This is a genomic window from Pseudogracilibacillus sp. SO10305 (genome assembly GCF_037072005.1).
Classification (GTDB): Bacteria; Bacillota; Bacilli; order Bacillales; family Amphibacillaceae; genus Pseudogracilibacillus; species Pseudogracilibacillus intestinigallinarum.
Window position 1 is genome coordinate 23,696 of record NZ_JAXHDE010000013.1, and the last position, 21,080, is coordinate 44,775.

Annotated in this window: 22 protein-coding genes and 1 riboswitch; of the genes, 7 read left to right on the plus strand and 15 right to left on the minus strand. The window is 33.4% G+C overall.

The genetic code is table 11. The features are described from left to right. Positions 1-75 precede the first annotated feature (75 nt). Positions 76-220: riboswitch (FMN riboswitch) on the minus strand. 232 nt (positions 221-452) lie between these two features. Next, a complete protein-coding gene (locus SPD45_RS10760; protein ID WP_336267757.1) occupies positions 453-773 on the plus strand; it encodes a hypothetical protein in 321 nt (106 codons plus the stop codon). A gap of 209 nt (positions 774-982) precedes the next feature. On the opposite strand, the gene ssb is transcribed toward SPD45_RS10760, so the two are convergent. From ssb to rpmH, 15 genes are all read right to left on the minus strand, one after another. Further along, on the minus strand, positions 983-1,507 hold the full coding sequence (gene ssb / locus SPD45_RS10765; protein WP_336267758.1) for a single-stranded DNA-binding protein: 525 nt from the start codon (positions 1,505-1,507) through the stop codon (positions 983-985). A 16-nt stretch (positions 1,508-1,523) separates the two neighbouring features. Further along, positions 1,524-1,814 carry a 30S ribosomal protein S6 gene (gene rpsF, locus SPD45_RS10770; protein ID WP_336267759.1) on the minus strand — a complete coding sequence of 97 codons (291 nt, stop codon included), beginning with the start codon at positions 1,812-1,814 and terminating at the stop codon, positions 1,524-1,526. Between the two features lie 124 nt (positions 1,815-1,938). Further along, positions 1,939-3,039 (minus strand): redox-regulated ATPase YchF, encoded by a 1,101-nt coding sequence (gene ychF / locus SPD45_RS10775; RefSeq protein WP_336267760.1) that lies wholly within the window; start codon positions 3,037-3,039, stop codon positions 1,939-1,941. A 171-nt stretch (positions 3,040-3,210) separates the two neighbouring features. Beyond that, entirely contained in the window at positions 3,211-3,411 is a 201-nt protein-coding gene (locus SPD45_RS10780) for a DUF951 domain-containing protein (RefSeq protein WP_336267761.1), read from the minus strand. A 35-nt stretch (positions 3,412-3,446) separates the two neighbouring features. Further along, the gene (locus tag SPD45_RS10785) at positions 3,447-4,154 is read right to left on the minus strand and encodes a DUF554 domain-containing protein (protein WP_336267815.1); all 708 of its coding nucleotides are present in this window, start codon (positions 4,152-4,154) and stop codon (positions 3,447-3,449) included. A 94-nt stretch (positions 4,155-4,248) separates the two neighbouring features. Beyond that, complete coding sequence (locus tag SPD45_RS10790) at positions 4,249-5,085, minus strand: ParB/RepB/Spo0J family partition protein (RefSeq protein ID WP_336267762.1); 837 nt, start codon at positions 5,083-5,085, stop codon at positions 4,249-4,251. After that, positions 5,066-5,839, minus strand: coding sequence for a ParA family protein (locus SPD45_RS10795; protein ID WP_336267763.1), 774 nt, complete (start codon positions 5,837-5,839; stop codon positions 5,066-5,068). Before SPD45_RS10795 ends, SPD45_RS10790 begins: the two co-directional genes overlap by 20 nt. Positions 5,840-5,865: 26 nt before the next feature. Next, positions 5,866-6,720, minus strand: a complete 855-nt coding sequence (noc, locus tag SPD45_RS10800) for a nucleoid occlusion protein (RefSeq protein WP_336267765.1) — start codon at positions 6,718-6,720, stop codon at positions 5,866-5,868. 169 nt (positions 6,721-6,889) lie between these two features. Continuing rightward, on the minus strand, positions 6,890-7,606 hold the full coding sequence (rsmG, locus tag SPD45_RS10805) for a 16S rRNA (guanine(527)-N(7))-methyltransferase RsmG (protein ID WP_336267766.1): 717 nt from the start codon (positions 7,604-7,606) through the stop codon (positions 6,890-6,892). 21 nt (positions 7,607-7,627) lie between these two features. Beyond that, positions 7,628-9,511 carry a tRNA uridine-5-carboxymethylaminomethyl(34) synthesis enzyme MnmG gene (gene mnmG / locus SPD45_RS10810; RefSeq protein WP_336267767.1) on the minus strand — a complete coding sequence of 628 codons (1,884 nt, stop codon included), beginning with the start codon at positions 9,509-9,511 and terminating at the stop codon, positions 7,628-7,630. 19 nt (positions 9,512-9,530) lie between these two features. Then, positions 9,531-10,904, minus strand: coding sequence for a tRNA uridine-5-carboxymethylaminomethyl(34) synthesis GTPase MnmE (gene mnmE, locus SPD45_RS10815; protein ID WP_336267768.1), 1,374 nt, complete (start codon positions 10,902-10,904; stop codon positions 9,531-9,533). A gap of 449 nt (positions 10,905-11,353) precedes the next feature. After that, positions 11,354-11,971 carry an RNA-binding cell elongation regulator Jag/EloR gene (gene jag / locus SPD45_RS10820; RefSeq protein ID WP_336267769.1) on the minus strand — a complete coding sequence of 206 codons (618 nt, stop codon included), beginning with the start codon at positions 11,969-11,971 and terminating at the stop codon, positions 11,354-11,356. Then, on the minus strand, positions 11,968-12,744 hold the full coding sequence (gene spoIIIJ / locus SPD45_RS10825; protein WP_336267770.1) for a YidC family membrane integrase SpoIIIJ: 777 nt from the start codon (positions 12,742-12,744) through the stop codon (positions 11,968-11,970). The genes jag and spoIIIJ overlap by 4 nt, the downstream gene beginning before the upstream one ends. Positions 12,745-12,776: 32 nt before the next feature. Next, positions 12,777-13,118 carry a ribonuclease P protein component gene (rnpA, locus tag SPD45_RS10830; RefSeq protein ID WP_336267771.1) on the minus strand — a complete coding sequence of 114 codons (342 nt, stop codon included), beginning with the start codon at positions 13,116-13,118 and terminating at the stop codon, positions 12,777-12,779. Positions 13,119-13,197: 79 nt separating this feature from the next. Then, positions 13,198-13,332, minus strand: coding sequence for a 50S ribosomal protein L34 (gene rpmH / locus SPD45_RS10835; RefSeq protein WP_336267772.1), 135 nt, complete (start codon positions 13,330-13,332; stop codon positions 13,198-13,200). Positions 13,333-14,279: 947 nt separating this feature from the next. Here rpmH and dnaA point away from each other — a divergent pair. From dnaA to gyrB, 6 genes are all read left to right on the plus strand, one after another. Beyond that, positions 14,280-15,632 carry a chromosomal replication initiator protein DnaA gene (gene dnaA / locus SPD45_RS10840; protein ID WP_336267773.1) on the plus strand — a complete coding sequence of 451 codons (1,353 nt, stop codon included), beginning with the start codon at positions 14,280-14,282 and terminating at the stop codon, positions 15,630-15,632. 177 nt (positions 15,633-15,809) lie between these two features. Beyond that, on the plus strand, positions 15,810-16,946 hold the full coding sequence (dnaN, locus tag SPD45_RS10845) for a DNA polymerase III subunit beta (RefSeq protein ID WP_336267774.1): 1,137 nt from the start codon (positions 15,810-15,812) through the stop codon (positions 16,944-16,946). A gap of 372 nt (positions 16,947-17,318) precedes the next feature. Further along, entirely contained in the window at positions 17,319-17,543 is a 225-nt protein-coding gene (locus SPD45_RS10850) for an RNA-binding S4 domain-containing protein (protein WP_336267775.1), read from the plus strand. A 13-nt stretch (positions 17,544-17,556) separates the two neighbouring features. After that, a complete protein-coding gene (gene recF / locus SPD45_RS10855) occupies positions 17,557-18,690 on the plus strand; it encodes a DNA replication/repair protein RecF (protein WP_336267777.1) in 1,134 nt (377 codons plus the stop codon). Positions 18,691-18,697: 7 nt separating this feature from the next. Then, positions 18,698-18,943, plus strand: a complete 246-nt coding sequence (gene remB, locus SPD45_RS10860) for an extracellular matrix regulator RemB (protein ID WP_336267778.1) — start codon at positions 18,698-18,700, stop codon at positions 18,941-18,943. A 38-nt stretch (positions 18,944-18,981) separates the two neighbouring features. Continuing rightward, positions 18,982-20,904, plus strand: a complete 1,923-nt coding sequence (gene gyrB / locus SPD45_RS10865) for a DNA topoisomerase (ATP-hydrolyzing) subunit B (RefSeq protein WP_336267779.1) — start codon at positions 18,982-18,984, stop codon at positions 20,902-20,904. Positions 20,905-21,080: the final 176 nt, after the last annotated feature.

Genomic DNA, 21,080 nt, shown 5'->3' on the forward strand with positions numbered 1-21,080 from the left:
TTACATAGCAAGGGAGAAAAAGGCATTTCAAATAAACGCTAAAAACAGCTATAAAAATAGCTTTTTTAACGAAATGTGTTTCTTCTCCCATCCAGACTTTCACTGTCGGCTTTGGACTTGCACCAAATCCACCGTTTTATGCTTGATAAAACGGGTTGCGGACTGAGAGGCTCACCTCATCACCGCCGGCTGGGAATTTCACCCGACCCCGAAGAAAACCCTATTGAATTACTCATGATTATAACAAAGATTTTTTCTTTGTACAATAATTCGCTAAAAATAGATCTGTGATTGAAGAATCTTTCAGTGAACAAACATGGCTTTAAAACTATCATATCGGTCTTTTACCGTAATTTTAAAAGGCCTTTCTATATCTATGTTAAACTAAGTGTAAAGCATATGGACTTCAACAAATAAACGAGGGTACGAGTGATTAAAAGGAGTAAAAAATGGTGGTTCAAATTAAAATGAAATCATATTTCCTAATTGTTTTCTTATGTATGTTAACGGCAATCTTTTTAGGGGTTTATGCTCAAAGTATTGCTAGTATATTTACAGATGATTGGTATATGGTGATGTTAACAGCTACAACGATTATTAGTATCATTTTGTTTGCTGTAGCAATTATAATGCAGTTTATGATATTAATATCTGAAAAAGTAAAATCACGTTTAAGCAGTATCATATTAACTACTTCACTTTTAATGACAGTTATCATTAGTCTGTATGTTTCTTGGTGGTCCTTCTTCATTTTGGCCATGTCTTGGGGATAGAATATATTAATTTCATTTTGAAAAATGAAGCTCAATATACAATCCAACATCGATGAAAAACCTTTAAAAACCAAAAACCGTTTCTATCATCGCCACACACTAGCAATGATAAAAACGGTTTTTTATTACACACATAAATAAACTCTTATTTATACATCCCCTTATTTGGGATCGAACGCCATTAATTTAAAAGCTACACACTAACTTTTTTAAAATGGCAAGTCATCATCTGAAATATTAATTTGCTGTCCATCACTTTCAAAAGGATTGCTCGACGGTTGTTGACCTTGATGGTCTTGTTGTTGAGCACCTTGTTGATACTGCTGCTGTTGTGGTGGAGCATAGTTTTGGGTTTGTGCCTGATGTTGATAAGGGTCATTCTGATTATAACCAGAAGGTCTTTGTTGCTGTGAAGAACGTGGCTCTAAAAACTGAATGTTTTCAGCTAACACTTCTGTCACATAAACCATCTTACCATCTTGCCCTTCATATGAGCGTGTCTGTATACGACCATCGACACCAATTAAACTACCTTTTTTCATATAATTCGCCAAGTTTTCAGCTTGTTTACGCCAAGAAACACAATTAATAAAATCTGCTTCTTGTTCGCCTTGCTGATTTCTAAACGGACGATTTGCTGCAATCGTAAAGTTTGCAACAGCTACTCCACTCGGTGTATAACGTAAATCGGGATCTCTCGTTAGTCTTCCTACGATAACGACACGATTCAACATCAACATCACTCCCTAATTATTGTTCATCTACACGAATTGCGATGTGACGAATAATATCTTCACTGAATTTCGCTTGACGATCAAACTCGTTTACAGCGTCTTCGTTTCCTTCGAAGTTGATTAATACGTAGTATCCATCACGGAAATCGTTAATTTCATACGCTAAACGTTTTGAGCCTAACTCTTCTGTTTTTTCAATCGTCGCGCCATTTGAAGTTAAAATGTTGTCGAACTTCTCAACAACCTCTTTACGAGCTTCCTCTTCAATGTTCGGACGAATGATATACATAATTTCGTATTTTCTCATTCTTGAACACCTCCTTTTGGTCTATGCGGCCCTATTGAAACAATAGAGCAAGGAGCAATTAAAATAAATTACTCACATCTAAAAATTATAACACTTTAAAATAGAACTTTCAAGCCCCATTACATTATACGTTAAATCTAAAGTGGATAACATCGCCATCTTGGACGATATATTCTTTTCCTTCTAATCGCACTTTCCCGTTTTCACGTGCTTGTACCATTGATCCTGCATCCATTAAATCATCATATGATACTGTTTCAGCACGAATAAACCCACGCTCAAAGTCTGTATGGATAATTCCAGCACATTGTGGTGCTTTCATTCCTTTTTTAAATGTCCAAGCACGAACCTCTTGTTCTCCAGCAGTAAAGTAAGTAGCTAAACCTAATAAATCATATGATGCCTTAATTAATTGGTCTAAACCAGATTCTTCGATACCTAATTCCTCTAAAAACATTTCTTTTTCTTCCTGATCTAATTGAGCAATTTCCTCTTCAATCTTTGCACTTACGACGATTACTTCAGCTCCATCGTTTTGTGCAAATTCCTTTACCTTATTTACATATTCATTCGATGCAACATCCGCAATCTCGTCTTCTCCAACATTTGCTACATATAAAATTGGCTTTGCCGTTAATAAATGTAATTGACTCGCAATCTTTTGGTCTTCTTCTGAAAATTCAACCGTTCTTGCTGGTTGTTCAGCTTCTAATGCTTCTTTTAGCTTTTTCATCACATTAAATTCTTGTACAGCTGTTTTTTCTTTCTGACGAGCTAGTTTTTCTGTACGTTCATACCGTTTCGTCACTGTTTCTAAATCAGCTAAAATTAACTCTAAATTTATTGTTTCAATATCATCGATCGGATCAATTTTACCTGATACATGTGTAATATTCTCATCTTCAAAACAACGAACGACTTGACAAATAGCATCTACTTGACGAATATGTGATAGGAACTGGTTTCCTAACCCTTCCCCTTTGTTCGCACCTTTTACAATCCCAGCAATATCCGTGAATTCAAATGCTGTTGGAATCGTCTTTTTCGGTTGTACAACTTCCGTTAACTTCAATAAACGTTCATCCGGTACTTCAACAATTCCTACGTTTGGATCAATCGTACAGAATGGGTAGTTTGCGGCTTCTGCACCTGCTTTTGTTATTGCATTAAATAATGTTGATTTCCCAACGTTCGGTAATCCTACAATTCCTGCTGTTAATGACATTTCTTCATTTCCTCTCTTTTTATATAACGTTCACATCATAATCATATGTATTATAAACGTTATTTAATATTTATACAACTTCACAAATATGTTACCTTTTGACCTCATGTTCATGAAAAACTGTATTTTCCACCTGTTTTTCTATCCAAAACTACGACTTTTTCCAAAAAGTTAGTCTAATTCTGCTTTTTCAATTACTTTTTTTAGTTTTTTAGTAAATTCTGCTCTCGGAATCATAATACTCCGACCACAGCCTAAACATTTAATTCGGATGTCCATGCCCATACGAATAATTTTCCAACGATTTTCACCACAAGGATGCTGTTTTTTCATTTCTACAACATCATTTAAACCAAATTCTTTATCACTCATACGTCATCCACCTCTTTTAGTTCCTCATTATATTTTTAAAACAATTGTTGGACCCAAATGACTATACCTACCGTTACAATTGCTGGTAAAAGGTTTGTCACACGTATATTTGTTACTTTTAATATATTTAAACCGATTGCTACGATTAACAACCCACCGACTGCAGTTAATTCCGTTATAAAGGTTTGAAATAAAGCTTCAGGTATAATGCGATCGATTTGTGTAGCGAGCAATGCGATCGTTCCTTGCCATAATAAGACAGGAATACTTGAAAAAACAACACCAATGCCTAAACTAGTCGTTAAAACGAATGCTGTAAAGCCATCAAGCATCCCTTTTGTCATAAGAACTTCATGGTCCCCTCTTATCCCACTATCTAATGCACCTAATATCGCCATCGCACCGACTGCAAATATGAGAGATGCTGTCACGAATGCTTGTGCAATATTATTATCTTCACCTTGTTTCGATCTAAATTTACTTCCAATGAAATAGCCTAACTTATTCAAACCAGCTTCTAACTTTAAAAATTCACCTATAAAACCACCTGTTAACATACTTATTAGAACGATAATAATCGATTCGGTTTGAAATGCCATTTGCAAGCCTATTAAAATAACGACTAACGCAATTCCCTGCATGACAGTTTCTTTATATTTTTCTTGTATATTCGTCAAAAATAACCCGAATATACTCCCGACAACGATACATAATACGTTAACGAGTGTACCAAACAACACCATTCTACCATCAACTCTTCCCAATTGTTCCACGTGGAACATTACTTCAAATAAAAAGACTGACTACATTCGTTCACCGTGTCAGTCTAACTGAATTTTATTTTTGTAACAACATGATTAATCTTTCTAAATCATCATCATTATAAAATTCAATTTCTATTTTACCTTTATGTTTATTTTTCTGTATTTTTACGTTCGTCCCTAATACATCGCGTAATTTCGTTGCTTGTGACTCTAAAAATGGATCAGATTTTTTCTTTTGTTTCTCTTTTTTCTTCGCCTCATTTAATTCTGTAATCATCATTTCAACTTGACGGACGTTTAAATTATTCGTTAATATTTTGTCTACTAATGGATAAAGTTGTTCTTTATTTTTTAAACCTAGTAAAGCTCGTCCATGACCCATTGATAGCTCTCCATTGCTAATATTCAGGATTATATCTTCAGGTAACGATAATAATCGCATAACATTTGCAATATGTGAACGACTTTTCCCTAATTTCTGTGATAATTGTTCTTGAGTTAGTCCTAATTCATCCATTAAGTTTTTATATGCTTCTGCTTCTTCAATGACTGTTAAGTCCTCGCGTTGTAAGTTTTCTAACAAGGCGATTTCCATCATTTTTTTATCATCGTACTCTTTCACAATAGCTGGAACTTCCGTCAAACCAGCCTCTTTTGCAGCACGAAAACGTCTTTCTCCTGCGACTATTTCATATCCTTTAATACTTTGTCGTACAATTAAAGGTTGAATGATTCCGTACTCCAAAATCGATACTTTTAATTCTTCAATCGCATCTGCATCGAAAGTTTTTCTTGGCTGATAAGGGTTTGTACGCATATCTTTTAATGCAACCATTTCAACCACATGATCCTCTGTTGACTCTACTTCATTAAATAAGGCACCTAAACCTTTACCTAACCTTTTCGCCAACTTCCATCACTTCCTTCGCTAACTCAAGATATACTTCTGCACCTTTTGATTTAGGATCATAAACGGTAATTGGTTTCCCATGACTCGGTGCTTCCCCTAAACGTACATTACGCGGAACGATAGACTTATAAACTTTATCTTGGAAATACATTTTTACTTCCTCGATTACTTGTAAACCTAAATTCGTTCTCGCATCTAACATCGTTAATAATACACCTTCAATCATTAACTGTTTATTTAAATGCCTTTGAATCAGTCGAATTGTATTTAATAACTGACTTAACCCTTCTAATGCGTAATATTCACATTGTACTGGAATAATAACGCTATCTGAAGCTGTTAAAGCATTAATTGTTAACAATCCTAATGATGGAGGACAATCAATTAATATATAATCATAATCACTCTTTAAATCTTCTAATGATTTCTTAAGTTGTACTTCTCTAGACATTGCAGATACTAATTCTATTTCTGCACCTGCTAATTGTATAGTTGCTGGAATAATAGATAGATTTTCGACGTCTGTTGGTACACAAACTTCTCTAGCATCTATATCATCTACTAAAATATTGTATACACATTGATCCATATCACCTTTATTAATTCCTACTCCACTCGTTGCATTACCTTGTGGATCTATATCAACTAAAAGCACTTTTTGCCCTAAAAGTGCTAAACTTGCGCCTAGATTCACTGTTGAAGTTGTTTTTCCAACTCCACCCTTTTGGTTTGTCACTGCTATAATTTTACCCATGATGGCACCTACCTATTGCAAGCATTTTAGTTTTTTTCTTTTTTGACCCGTATCGTTATTTGATAGTAGTCATCTAACTCTTCTTCTTCCGACTCTACGTCAATTCCTGTATCTTTAATCATTTTTAACGATTGTTTAATCGTATTAGTCGCAATACGAATATCTTTACTAACAAATTTTGCTTTACGACGTTTTTTCGGTTTTTCTTCTTCCTCTGTTTCAAAATGGGCATTTACTAATTCTTCTGTTTCCCGTACATTTAACTCGTTTTCAATTACTTGATCAAAATAAACTAGAATTAATGCTTCTTCTTTTAATTTCATTAATGCCCTCGCATGTCTTTCTGTAATCACGCGCTCCATTAATGCTTCCTGAACACGTTCAGGTAAACTAAGTAAACGAATACGATTCGCAACGGTCGATTGACTCTTACCTAAACGTTGTGCAAGAGCTTCTTGTGTTAATTCATGCATTGCAAGCAATTGCTCATATGCTTTCGCTTCTTCAATTACTGATAATTCTTCACGCTGAATATTTTCAATCAAAGCGATGGAAGCTGTTTCCGTATCACTTAAATTACGGATAATTGCAGATATTCTTTCCCAGCCTAATGATTTTGCTGCTCTTAATCTTCTTTCACCAGCGATTACCTCGTATGTTTCTTCACCTTTTTTGCGCACTACAATCGGTTGGATCATCCCATGCGTTTGAAGAGTTTGAGCTAATTCTTTAATTTTCTCATCGTCAAATAACGTTCTAGGTTGATATTCATTAGGCACAACTTGTGCAACATCTAACTGAACGACATCTTCTTGATTATTAACTATTTTATCTTCTGTCTTATTCCCACTAGTAAAAAGTCGATTAAAAGACTGCAACATATTAACATCACCTTTTTAACCATAATAATAAAAATGTTTCACGTGGAACAATTTAAAATTGTACCGAAAAAAAAGAAGCGATTATTTTCATAAAGTAAGAAAAAACTTAACCTTATATAGTTAAGTTTATCATAAAAAAGTATGAAAAAGTATTGTTTCTTCCTATTTTCTAAGAAATTGGACTTTTTGCAGGTGTACCTGCCTTACGTGGATACTTTTTATGAGTTTTTTTCACTTTTTTAATCGTATAAATTGTTCGCTCACTATCTTCTACTGGCAATGAAAATGTATCCATTTTTACTACTTCCCCACCGAGTACTTTAATAGCTTTTTTTCCTTCTGCTAACTCATTCGCCGCACTAGCACCTTTTAATGCCAAAAATACGCCATTTACTTTTGTTAATGGTAAACATAGCTCGGACAGAACTGACATTCGTGCCACTGCTCTTGCCGTAACGACATCAAAAGATTCACGGAAGTCTTTATTTTGCCCAAAATCTTCCGCACGTGCATGAATAAATGTTGTATTCTCTAATTTTAATGTATTCGATAAATGTTCTAAAAAATTAATTCGCTTTTTTAATGAATCCACAATCGTAACATGTAAATGTGGGAAACAGATTTTTATAGGAATACTAGGGAAACCAGCCCCTGCCCCAACATCACAAATTGTTTGTATCTCATTAAAATTAAAATAAAAACTAGGAGAAATAGAATCATAAAAATGTTTTACATATACTTCTTCTTTTTCAGTAATAGCTGTTAAATTAACTTTTTCATTCCAAGCAACAAGTTCCTCAAAATAAGTTTCAAACTGCGCTATTTGTGTCTCATTTAAATGAATTTGATGCTCTTGTAATGCTGTAATAAATGTATCTAAGTTCATGTTCTATTCTCCTTTATTTCTCTAACTAGTTTTTTTCACATTACCTTGTTCAATATAAACGAGTAAAATCGAAATGTCTGCTGGGTTTACTCCAGAAATACGTGATGCTTGCCCAATCGACATCGGACGAATCTGTTTTAACTTCTCTCGTGCTTCAAATGCTAAGCTATGGATCGCATCATAATCAATATTTTCCGGAATTTTTTTGTTTTCCATTTTTAACATACGTTTTACTTGTTCTGTCGCTTTCTTAATGTATCCTTCATATTTCACTTGGATTTCGACTTGTTCTTTTACATCCTCAGGAATATTTCTTACACCAATTATTTCTTCAATCGTTTTAAAAGTAACTTCAGGACGTTTTAATAATTCTAATGCACGAATTGCATCCTTTAACGGTGTTGAATGTACATTTTCTAATGCTTTTTGTACATCATCAGATACTTTTACGATAAATCCGTGTAAAAATGCTTTTTCTTCTTCAATTAAACGTAATTTCTCTTGGAATGTTACATAACGTTCTTCAGAAATAAGGCCTAATTCATATCCTAATTCAGTTAAGCGAATATCTGCATTATCATGTCTTAAAAGTAGACGATGTTCTGCACGTGATGTTAATAAACGATATGGTTCACGTGTTCCTTTTGTCACTAAGTCATCGATTAAAACTCCGATATAACTTTGTGAACGATCTAGAATAAATGGTTCTTTCCCTTGCACTTTTAACGCTGCATTAATTCCAGCGATGATCCCTTGTCCTGCAGCCTCTTCATATCCTGACGTACCATTAATTTGTCCTGCAGTAAATAATCCATCTACTTGTTTCGTTTCTAATGTTGGCCATAATTGTGTCGGAATGACAGAATCATATTCAATTGCGTACCCAGAACGCATCATTTGTGCATTTTCAAGTCCTGGAACTGTTTTTAATAATTCATGTTGAATAAACTCTGGTAAAGATGTCGATAAACCTTGTACATATACTTCATCCGTATTTCTTCCTTCTGGTTCTAAGAAAATTTGATGGCGTGGTTTATCATGAAAACGGACAATCTTATCCTCAATAGAAGGACAATATCTTGGTCCAGTACCACGTTTCATTCCAGAATACATCGCAGATAATGTTAAATTATCATTAATAATTTGATGTGTTCTTTCACTTGTATGTGTTAACCAACAAGGGATTTGATCGGTTATATATTCAGTCGTTTCATAAGAGAAAGCTTGTGGCTTCTCGTCCCCTGGTTGAATTTCTGTTTTATCATAATCAATCGTATTACTATTTACACGCGGTGGTGTTCCCGTTTTGAAACGAATTAAATCTAATCCTAATTTTTCGAGATTTTCAGCAAGTTTCACTGTCACACGTTGGTTATTTGGACCACTTTCGTACTCTAAATCACCGATTAATATTTTTCCTCGCATAAATGTTCCAGTCGTGATGATGACGGAATCTCCGTAATAAGCTGCTTTTGATTCTGTCACAACTCCTTTACATACTCCGTCCTCAATGATTAAATCATCTACCATCGCTTGCATTAGCGTAATATTTTCTTGTTCTTCAATTAAACGTTTCATTTCAACGATATATGAAGGTTTATCTGCTTGAGCACGTAATGCACGTACTGCAGGTCCTTTTCCTGTATTTAACATACGCATTTGAATATGTGTTTTATCAATAACCTTCCCCATCACACCTCCAAGTGCGTCAATTTCACGAATAACAATACCTTTTGCCGGTCCGCCTAATGATGGGTTACAAGGCATAAAAGCAATCATATCTAAATTTAATGTTAAAAGTAATGTTTTTGAGCCCATTTTTGCTGCTGCAACTGCTGCTTCACATCCTGCATGACCTGCTCCAACAACGATAACATCATAATGTCCTGCATCATAATATGTCATTTTTTTCACCCTTTCTTATCTATTTTCCTAAACAAAATTGGGAGAATAACTGATCGATTAAACTTTCACTCGCAGTATCTCCAACTATTTCTCCTAATAACTCCCACGTTCTTGTTACATCAATTTGTACCATATCTAATGGTAAATGCATTTGTAATGCATCTCTAGCATCTTCTAATGTCTTTTGTGCCTGATTTAGTAATTGAATATGACGTGCGTTAGATACGACCATATTGTTTTCAACCATAATATTTCCTTGGAAAAAAATATCTGATAAAGCCTTCTCTAATTGGTCGACACCTTCATCATGTACTAAAGATGTTGTTAAAACTTGTCCTTTAGCTAATTGTTGTATCTCTTCCATATTTAAGCGTTGCTCTAAGTCTGTTTTATTTACGATGACGATATAATTCATATCTTGTAACATGTCAAAAATTTTACGGTCATCTTCTAATAATGCTTCATTATAATTGAGCATAAATAAAACGAGATCAGCTTCTTGTAAAATTTTATGGGATCTCTCTACCCCAATTTTTTCGACAATATCTTCTGTTTCTCGAATTCCAGCAGTATCGATTAATTGTAATGGAATACCACGAACATTGACATATTCTTCAATTACATCTCGAGTCGTTCCAGGAATATCAGTTACAATCGCCTTTTCCTCTTGAACGAGTGAATTCATTAATGATGATTTCCCTACGTTTGGTCGACCGACAATCGCTGTTTTTATCCCTTCACGAAGGATTTTTCCTTGTTTAGCAACTTGGAGTAATTTTTCAATTTCGTCCTTCACGTACGAAGTTTTCTCTTCCATCATTTCATGTGACATTTCTTCAACATCATCATACTCAGGATAGTCAATGTTAACTTCTACATGTGCAATTGTTTCAATTAGTTCTTGGCGTAATTTATGAATTAGCTGTGATAACTTTCCATCCAATTGTCCTAACGCTACATTCATCGCTTCATTCGTTTTTGATTGAATTACGTCCATTACCGCTTCTGCTTGAGAAAGATCAATTCTTCCATTTAAAAATGCACGTTTTGTAAATTCGCCTGGTTCCGCTAGTCGTACACCTTCATCCAGTACTAATTGTAACACTCGTTGTACAGCAACTAAACCACCGTGGCAATTTATTTCTACCACATCTTCACATGTGAATGTTTTTGGTGCACGCATGATAGAAACAATGACTTCATCTAAAACTGTATCTGTTTTAGGGTCCATCATTTTACCGTAATGCAATGTGTGTGAATCCACCTTCGTTAAGTCTTTCCCTTGAAACAATCTATTTGTAATAGCAATTGCTTCTTCCCCACTTAATCGAACAATTGAAATAGCACCTTCCCCTACTGGTGTCGAAATTGCTGTAATTGTATCAAACTCCATTCACACTCCACCTCCTAATACAAAAAATTACATCTATATATGTCTTACATTTTTCTCTCTATTTATGTGAAGATAAAAATCGTCACTAATATAATAGAATATCATAAAATATGATAAATTGGAAGTTATCCACAACGCTCCTTTACGAACTTTTCGTGTATTTTTTATCTTTCAAACAAATGTTATGCACATGTGGATAAGAAAAAATACATATCCCCCTTTATTTACGTCAATTTTTAATAAATTTTTCAATGGAAATGTTTCTATAAAGAAAATGGAACATACTTATTTTTTTCTGTTGGTTGTGGTCGGTTTGCGAAAAACGAAGAAGATTTATGGAGCGTTGTAATAGTACAAATAATAAAGAAAAGGTAATTCCAGTAAACATTAATTTACTGAAATTACCTTTTTCATTTCACTGGATTTTATCCTAGGATCTTTTAAACATTTTAAGATGGTTTGATCACTATATAACGATGTGGCTCTCTTCCTTCTGAAAATGTTGTAATTGTATTCGTTTCTTGTAATGCACTATGAATAATTTTACGTTCATATGCTGGCATCGGTTCTAAAGAAATTTTCTTATTTAATTGAATCGATTTTTCTGCCATTTTATTTGCTAAGTCCATTAATGTTTCTTCTCGACGTTTTCTGTATCCTTCTGCATCTACGATAACAGATTGAAATTTATGACCGTCTTTATTTAATACGAGCTGTGTTAAATATTGTAAAGAGTTCAATGTACGACCTCTTTTTCCAATGAGTAAGCCAAGTTTATCGCCTTCTAACGTAAATGTAACAACTTTTTCTGTTTCTTCTACGATGACATCGATGTCTACATCCATGTTTTTCGCAATACTAATTAAATAGTTTTTTGCATCTTCTACACGATTTTGTACTTCTCTCACTTTAACAACCGCCCGAGAAGAACCGAATATTCCTAAGAAACCTTTTTTACCTTCATCGATTATATCGATTTCGACTTCTTCTCGTGACATATTTAACTGCTTTAAAGCTGATTCCACCGCTTCATCAACTGTTTGACCACTAGCAGTTACTTCTCTCACTTTTTGTCGCCCCCAGTACTAGCTTCTTTATTCTTCATCGGTTTACGAATAAGTAATGTTTGAGCTACCATAAAGATGTTCCCTACAACCCAATATAAAGCTAATGCAGATGGTAAGAAAAATCCAATCACTGTAATCATAATTGGCATCATATAAAGCATTGCCTTCATTTGTGGGTTTTCAGCAGCTGTTTGGTTACCAGCCATCATTAATTTCTGTTGTAAAAATGTCGCCGCACCAGCAATTAGTGGTAATACATAGTCTGGAGAACTTAATGTAAACCATAAGAAATCTCCTGACTGCTTAATTTCATCTGTACGCATAATTGCATGGTACATCGCGATTAAAATAGGCATTTGAATTAAAATCGGGAAACATCCAGCAAGTGGATTTACACCGTGTTTCTGGAATAATGCCATCGTTTCTTGTTGTAATTTTTGTTGTGTCTGTTGGTCCTTAGAACTATATTTTTTCTGTAATTCTTTTAATTCCGGTTGAATTGCCTGCATTCCTTGTGTACTTTTTAATTGCTTAATATTTAATGGTAATAAAACTAAGCGAATAATGATCGTTACGACGATAATAGCTAATCCAAAGTTTCCACTAAACATTTCTGCAAAATTAATAATGACCCATGATAATGGATATACGAAGTACGAATTCCAAAATCCTGTACTTTCAGAAGTAATTGGCTCATTTATTTGAGTACATCCAGAAAGTAATGCAACAGCTCCAATTAATAATAGAGCAGTTATTAACTTTCTATTACGCAATCGACTTCCTCCTAACACGATAAAAAATTAATTTATTTCAAAAATAATCGTTGTTTTCTTAATAAATGTTCTATACTACGCTTTATATCACTGCAATCCATATTTACAACTGGTTTTCTTGCAATGATGATGATGTCTACATCATTTTTTACAGATGGTTCAAGCTGAATAAATGCTTCACGAACACATCGTTTTACACGATTCCGAGTAACTGCATTTCCTATTTTCTTCCCAACTGAAATGCCGATTCTGAAATGTTCTTGATCTTCTTTCCTCTTATAATAAATAACAAGTTCCCGATTTGCGAACGATTTTCCTGTTTTAAAAATCTGTTGAAACTCATTATTTTTCTTTATGCGATACGCTTTTTTCAAATCTATCACCTAATATTGTACAACTTACGTCTTTTTTAAGTACATAACTTAAAAAGACCACTGATATGCTTTCAGTGGCCTATGCCGATAATACTTTTCTTCCTTTGCTACGACGACGCGCTAAAACTTTACGACCATTTTTAGTTGCCATGCGTGCACGGAATCCGTGATTTTTCTTACGTTTACGATTGTTTGGTTGAAATGTTCTTTTCATTTCTTCCACCTCCTCCAATTGGAAATGTGTTTCTTAATATAGAAACGTAAAGCATATAAATTTAGGAAATACTTCTTAAAAACCTACATTTTTACTCACTTGTTTCCATCCTAAAACTTTCTTGATAATTATACGTAATAACGAAACAATAGTCAACAATCTATATTACTATTTTCGCCCTTTAGCCGAAAAAATCCTTCGACTATCCAAAAATAATTCAAATTTATCTTTCTTTCCGTATTATTTTATGTCCGAATGAAGAACTATGCACTTTTTCCTTACTTCAATATTGACCGAAACAGACCCAGGATGAATTTTTGTGCCGATCATCATAAAAAAGCGCACTTCATTTTCTCACCATGAAAAAATGATTGCTATATTTTCCTTCGCTTTTTATTTTTTGGATCATACATTTTCCTCTTCCTAATTTTCTACCTTCTAAAAAAATAAATTTTCTTCTTCAAATTCGAAACTTATTTTCGTATCATTTTTATCCACAACATCTTTTTCTGTCCCCCTAAAATTATACACATATTAAAAACAGCTATAGTTTTTTTCAAAAAGTTATTCTACAATTATCGACAAGTTAACCACAATTTTTACACTTGTTGATAATTTTTATCCACGTTCTGAATAACATATGGATAAGTGCATAAAAATCTTTGCATATTATTACATTTTTTGATAATGTATATTATGCTCTACGTTGTGAATAACTTTAAATTTATAAACTTATCCCCAGTTCTGTGGATAGATTGTTAACAATTTTTATTCTACTGTGAAATAATTATCTACATGTGAATAAATAATTTACATTTTCTACATTGAAAAATTTCCAATAGTACATATAAATATGATTCCTTTCCTATCTCTCTCATTTTCCAATACAAGAATAGTGAAAGGATTTTTATGCTTTAAAATTTGATTACAGTAAAGAGGTGGAATGCTTGGAAAATATTGAGGAACTATGGAACTCGATTTTGCAGGAAATGCAGACAAAATTAAGTAAGCCTAGTTACGATACTTGGTTCAGTCATACGAAGGTACATCGATTAGTAAGCAATAAATTATCTGTTTTCGTGCCAAATGAATTTACAAAAACTTGGCTTGATCAGCATTACACTAAAGTCATTAATACTATTTTGCTAGAAAAAACTGGTGTGGAGCTGTCAGTGAAATTTCTAATTGAAGATGAAGAGCTAGACGAAGAAAAAGAAGAGATTGCGATTGAAGAAGCAAAAAAGCAAATCGTAAACAATAATGACTTAAAACATATGCTAAATCCGAAGTATACATTTGATACTTTCGTCGTTGGTGCCGCAAATAGATTTGCTCATGCTGCAGCACTTGCCGTAGCTGAAGCACCTGCAAAGTCATATAATCCATTATTCATTTATGGTGGTGTTGGATTAGGTAAGACACACTTAATGCATGCTATTGCCCATTATGTGAAAGAATATCATCCTGATCGTCGTGTAATTTATTTATCTTCTGAAAAATTTACGAATGAGTTTATTAATGCGATTATGGACAATAAGGCAGAAAGTTTCCGTAATAAATATCGTAATGTCGATATTTTACTCGTCGATGATATTCAATTTTTAGCTGGGAAAGAACAAACGCAAGAAGAATTTTTCCATACGTTTAATACGTTACATGAGGAAAACAAACAAATTATTATTTCGAGTGATAGACCGCCGCGTGATATTCCAACATTAGAAGATCGCTTACGTTCTCGTTTTGAATGGGGATTAATTACAGATATATCCCCTCCTGATTTAGAAACAAGAATAGCAATTTTATCAAAAAAAGCAAAAGCAGAAGGTTTAGATGATATATCAAATGAGGTAAAGCATTATATCGCAAATCAAATCGATACGAACATTCGAGAATTAGAAGGTGCACTTATTCGCGTCATTGCATATGCTTCATTAGTAAATAGTGAAATAGATGTCATGCTTGCACAAGAAGCATTAAAAGATATTATTCCAAATGCTCGTCCGAGAAAAATTACTGTCAAATTAATTCAGGAACTAATTGCAGATAAATACAATATTACAGTCGATGAAATTTTATCGAAAAAACGTACGAAATCAATTGCTTATCCAAGACAAATTGCGATGTATATGAGTCGTGAACTTACAGACTTATCTTTACCAAAAATTGGACAAGAGTTCGGTGGAAGAGATCATACGACAGTCATTCACGCCCACAAAAAAATTGATGAATCTTTAGAAACAGATAGCGAATTACAATTAGAGGTAAAAACATACATGGAAGAATTGAAAAATAAAATATAAAAATTGCATAATTTTAGCATGTGCATAAGTAATTATTTTTACAAAAGTTATGCACATGTTAATAACATGCTAACTTTCCAATTGCTTCTATGATTTTAATCGTTATCCACAAATTCACAGGCCCTATTACTATTATTACTTTATTATTAATAATATATATAATTAAAGGAGGACAACATGAACTTTAAAATACAGAAAAAATATTTACTCAATAGTATCCAGGCAGTATCAAATGCTATTTCATCTAGAACAGTTATTCCCATTTTGTCAGGAATGAAAATAGATGTCACAACAGAGAAAATTATTTTAACAGGAAGCAATTCAGATATTACGATCCAATCTCATATTCCAGCAACAGATGATGGGGAAGAAATTATTACAAATATTTCAGAAGGATCTATCGTATTACCTGTTCCTCATTTCCCAGATATCATTCGTAAATTACCTGAAGATATAGTGGATATAACGGTAGAGGAAAACTATAAAACAATAATAAAATCAGGAAAAGCTGTGTTCACCCTTTATGGTCAAAGCAGTGAGGAATATCCGCGAGTACTATTTAATCAAGATGATGAACCTTTAGCATTAAAGGTAAAAGATATAAAAACATTAATTAAACAAACTGTTTTTGCTGTTTCTCCAATGGAAACACGCCCTATTTTAACTGGTGTACATGTAAAAATTGAAGACGGTGAATTAACTTTTACAGCAACAGATAGTCACCGACTTTCATTACGTGGTATTAAAATTGATGATAAAAACTTTGAAGCAAACAATATTGTAATTCCTGGAAAAAGTTTGCAAGAGTTAAACAAAATTTTTGATAATGACGATGACACAGTTTATATGGCAATTTTAAAGAATCAAGTATTATTCTATACTGAAAATACGTACTTCCTATCTCGTTTATTAAGTGGAAATTATCCAGAAACAGACCGCTTAATACCGACAGAGAGCCAAACGACATTAAACATTTTTACAAAAGATTTAATTCATACGATCGAACGTGCTGCATTACTTTCAAGCCGTGACCAAAATAATGTTATTCGTTTAGATACTTTAGATAATAATATGATTGAGATTTCAGGTCATTCTCCCGAAATCGGAAATGTAAAAGAATTATTAGATGTCATTTCTATCGAAGGTGAATCCATTAAAATTTCATTTAGTGCACGCTATATGTTAGATTCATTAAAAGCAATTGATAGTGATCGTGTACAAATTAGATTTACTGGACCGATGCGACCATTCGTCATCCGTACACCAGAAGAAGAAAAGATTTTACAACTTATTTTACCTGTTCGAACTTATTAATTTTATGTAGAGGTTAAAACAGATGGAATGTTCCATTTCGTTTTAACCTCTATTTTTATTTTTTAATAGCTTTAAAATGATTTTAACGTACATTTAAGCGTTTAAATGAATAAATAATGGTCCATCCTACCAAAACGATGAAAACTATAGTAAAATAGGTTATAAGGCATTTTAAGAAACATAAAGCATAAAAATAGACTTAGGACAAAGAAAAAATGAGTCATTTTGCTCTGTACATTTTTTAAGAGGGAAAAAATAAACGAAAACATGATTTTACACGTACTATTTTTTATTCGTATGCAAGTGGAAATATTGTTTTCACTCCTTTTATTGTCCCACACTATTTTTAAAGAAAAGGATCGTGTTCAATACATGGAGGAAATTCAAATTGATTCACCATTTATTACATTGAGCCAATTACTCAAATTCACGAATATTTTTGAGTCAGGTGGCTTTATTAAAATGTATATTCAAAACGAAGGTGTTTATGTCAATGACGATCTAGAATTTCGTCGCGGAAAAAAACTATATGACGGTGATATCATTCGTTTAATTAGTGGAGAAACATTTATCGTAAAATCTACTACAGTACAATAAATGAGGAATACGTATGTTTATAAAACAATTACAATTGAAAAATTATCGAAATTATAGCTCATTAGACGTAACATTCGATAATAAAGTCAATGTCATCATTGGCGAAAATGCCCAAGGAAAAACGAATTTATTAGAATCGATTTATATATTAGCTTTTACAAAATCATATAGAACGACGAATGATAAGGAATTAATTTTTTGGAATGAAGAATTTGCCAAAATAACTGGAACGATTGAAAAAAATAATGCCCAACAAATTCCACTTGAATTAATTTTTCATAAAGATGGTAAAAAAGCAAAAGTAAATCGATTAGAACAAGAACGATTAAGTGAATATATTGGTAATTTAAATGTCGTCATGTTCGCACCAGAAGATTTATCTTTAGTAAAAGGGTCCCCTCAAGTGCGCAGGCGCTTTATTGATATGGAATTAGGTCAAATTGAACCTGTATATATTTATCATTTAGGGCAATATCAGCGCATATTAAAACAACGGAACCATATGCTAAAACAGTTACAAATGGAACGCGATCCTGATACGACATTTTTATCTATTTTAACGGAGCAATTAATTTCACATGCAGCGATTATTTTAAAGAAAAGATTTCACTTTTTACAAAGTTTACGAAAATGGGCCATCCCGATTCATTATCAAATTAGTCGTGAACTAGAAGAGTTAGAAATCTCTTATATTTCTTCTGTAGAAGTATTGGAAGATGATGATGAGGAAACGATAGAAAATAAATGCCGAGATGCATTTGAAAAAGTAATGAAAAATGAAATTCGGCGTGGTACAACGCTCGTCGGTCCACATCGCGATGATTTGATGTTTTCTATCAATGAAAAAGATGTGAAATTATTCGGTTCTCAGGGTCAACAACGAACGACCGCATTATCTTTAAAGTTAGCAGAAATAGATTTAATTTATGAACATATGGGCGAATATCCAATTTTATTATTGGATGATGTGTTAAGTGAATTAGATGATTTTAGGCAGTCACACTTATTAAGTACGATCCAAGGTAAAGTGCAAACATTCGTTTCTACAACGACTGTCGATGGAATTTTTCATGATACATTAAAAAAGGCTTCCATTTATGAGATTGAACAAGGAACATTAACCCCTTTAACGAATGTAAAGGAATGATGATACGATGTTTATTTATATTGGGAATGAACTAGTTGTAGAGTCCAATCGAATAATCGCAATTTTAGATTATGAATTAACGGAATCTTCCAGGCGATTGAATGAAGTAATTGATAAACATGTGCAGCTCGAAAAAGTTTATGGTTCAGAAACGGATGCAAAGGCAATAATAATTACGATGGATGCAATTTATTATAGTCCTTTTTCAACGATTACATTAAAAAATCGTGATGAGATATATGAAACATTTTAATAAGCTTTATTTTTAACTATGAAATGTAGGTGATTTTTTTGGAAGAAAATTTAATCAATGAACAATCATATGATGCAGACCAAATACAAGTATTAGAAGGACTAGAGGCAGTAAGAAAACGTCCGAGTATGTATATTGGTTCAACGAATGAAAAAGGATTACACCATCTTGTATGGGAAATTACAGATAACAGTATTGATGAGGCATTAGCTGGATATTGTGACCAGATTGATGTCATTATCGAAAAAGATAATAGTATAACAGTCCAAGATGATGGACGTGGAATTCCAGTAGATATTCATGAAGATTCAGGAAAACCCGCTGTAGAGCTTATTTTAACGGTATTACATGCTGGAGGTAAGTTTGGTGGTGGCGGATATAAAGTATCTGGTGGATTACACGGAGTTGGTGCGGCGGTAGTAAATGCTTTATCGACATTTTTAGAAGTGTATGTACACCGTGATGGAAAAATTCACTTCCTGCGTTTTGAACGTGGAGAAGCAATTGGGCGAATTGAGACGATTGGTGAGACGGACCATACAGGAACAACGATAAAATTTAAACCGGACCCGGAAATTTTCACTGATACGACAGAATATGATTATGCGGTATTGAAAAATCGTTTACGTGAATTAGCTTTCTTAAATCGTGGAATTACGATTACACTAGAGGATAAACGTGAAGATACGAAAAATGAACGCGAATCATTTTATTATGAAGGTGGAATTAGATCGTACGTTGAATTTATGAATCGTACGAAGGAAGTATTACATGAACCGATTTATGCTGAAGGAGAACAAAATGATATTTCTGTAGAAGTAGCGCTTCAGTATAATGATGGCTATAATACGAATTTATTTTCTTTTGCGAACAATATTCATACACATGAAGGTGGTACACATGAGGCTGGATTTAGAACTGCCTTAACACGTGTTATTAATGATTATGCTCGTAAAAGTAAATTGTTTAAAGATGATGATGAAAATTTAAGTGGGGAAGATGTTCGTGAAGGAATGACAGCTATCGTTTCGGTCAAACATACAGACCCACAATTCGAAGGTCAAACGAAGACGAAATTAGGAAATAATGATGCTCGTACTGTAACAGATGCTGTATTCAGTGAAGCATTTTCTAAATTTCTTTTTGAAAATCCATCGATTGGAAAAATTATCGTAGAAAAAGGAATGATGGCTTCACGCGCACGTTTAGCGGCAAGAAAAGCACGTGAATTAACACGTCGTAAAAGTGCTTTGGAAATTTCAAACTTACCTGGTAAATTAGCGGACTGTTCTTCTAAAGATGCCGAAATTAGTGAACTGTTTATCGTGGAGGGGGACTCGGCAGGTGGATCTGCAAAATCTGGCCGTGATCGACACTTCCAGGCAATTTTACCGTTACGAGGTAAAATTTTAAACGTTGAAAAGGCACGTTTAGATCGTATTTTATCCAATAATGAAGTACGTATGATGATTACTGCATTAGGTACTGGGATTGGAGAAGAGTTTGATATTACGAAAGCACGTTATCATAAAGTTATTATTATGACGGATGCTGACGTCGATGGTGCACATATTCGAACATTATTATTAACATTCTTCTATCGTTATATGAGACCGTTAGTAGAACATGGTTATGTTTATATTGCACAACCTCCTTTATATCAAATTAAACAAGGAAAATCGCTAAACTATGTATATAGTGACCGTCAATTAGAAGAAAAATTAGCGAGCTTACCTGCAACACCGAAGCCGGCCATTCAACGTTATAAAGGTTTAGGGGAAATGAATGCAGATCAATTATGGGAAACAACGATGGATCCTGAATCACGTACACTGTTGCAAGTGAAATTAAAAGATGCAATTGACGCAGATGAAATTTTTAATGTTTTAATGGGTGATAAAGTAGAACCACGTCGAGATTTCATTGAAGAAAATGCACAGTATGCGAACTTAGATATTTAATTTGATGAAATGTAATTATTGTCTGAAATGTTGTAAAGGAAATACATGGTTCATGAACATTATTTCTAACTAGCAACTTAATCACATATGTTTCAGAACTTGAACGGGATTTTGAATGCATGTAGGAGGTTTTGATGAAGTGGAATCACAACAATCAAATATTGAACAAATTAATA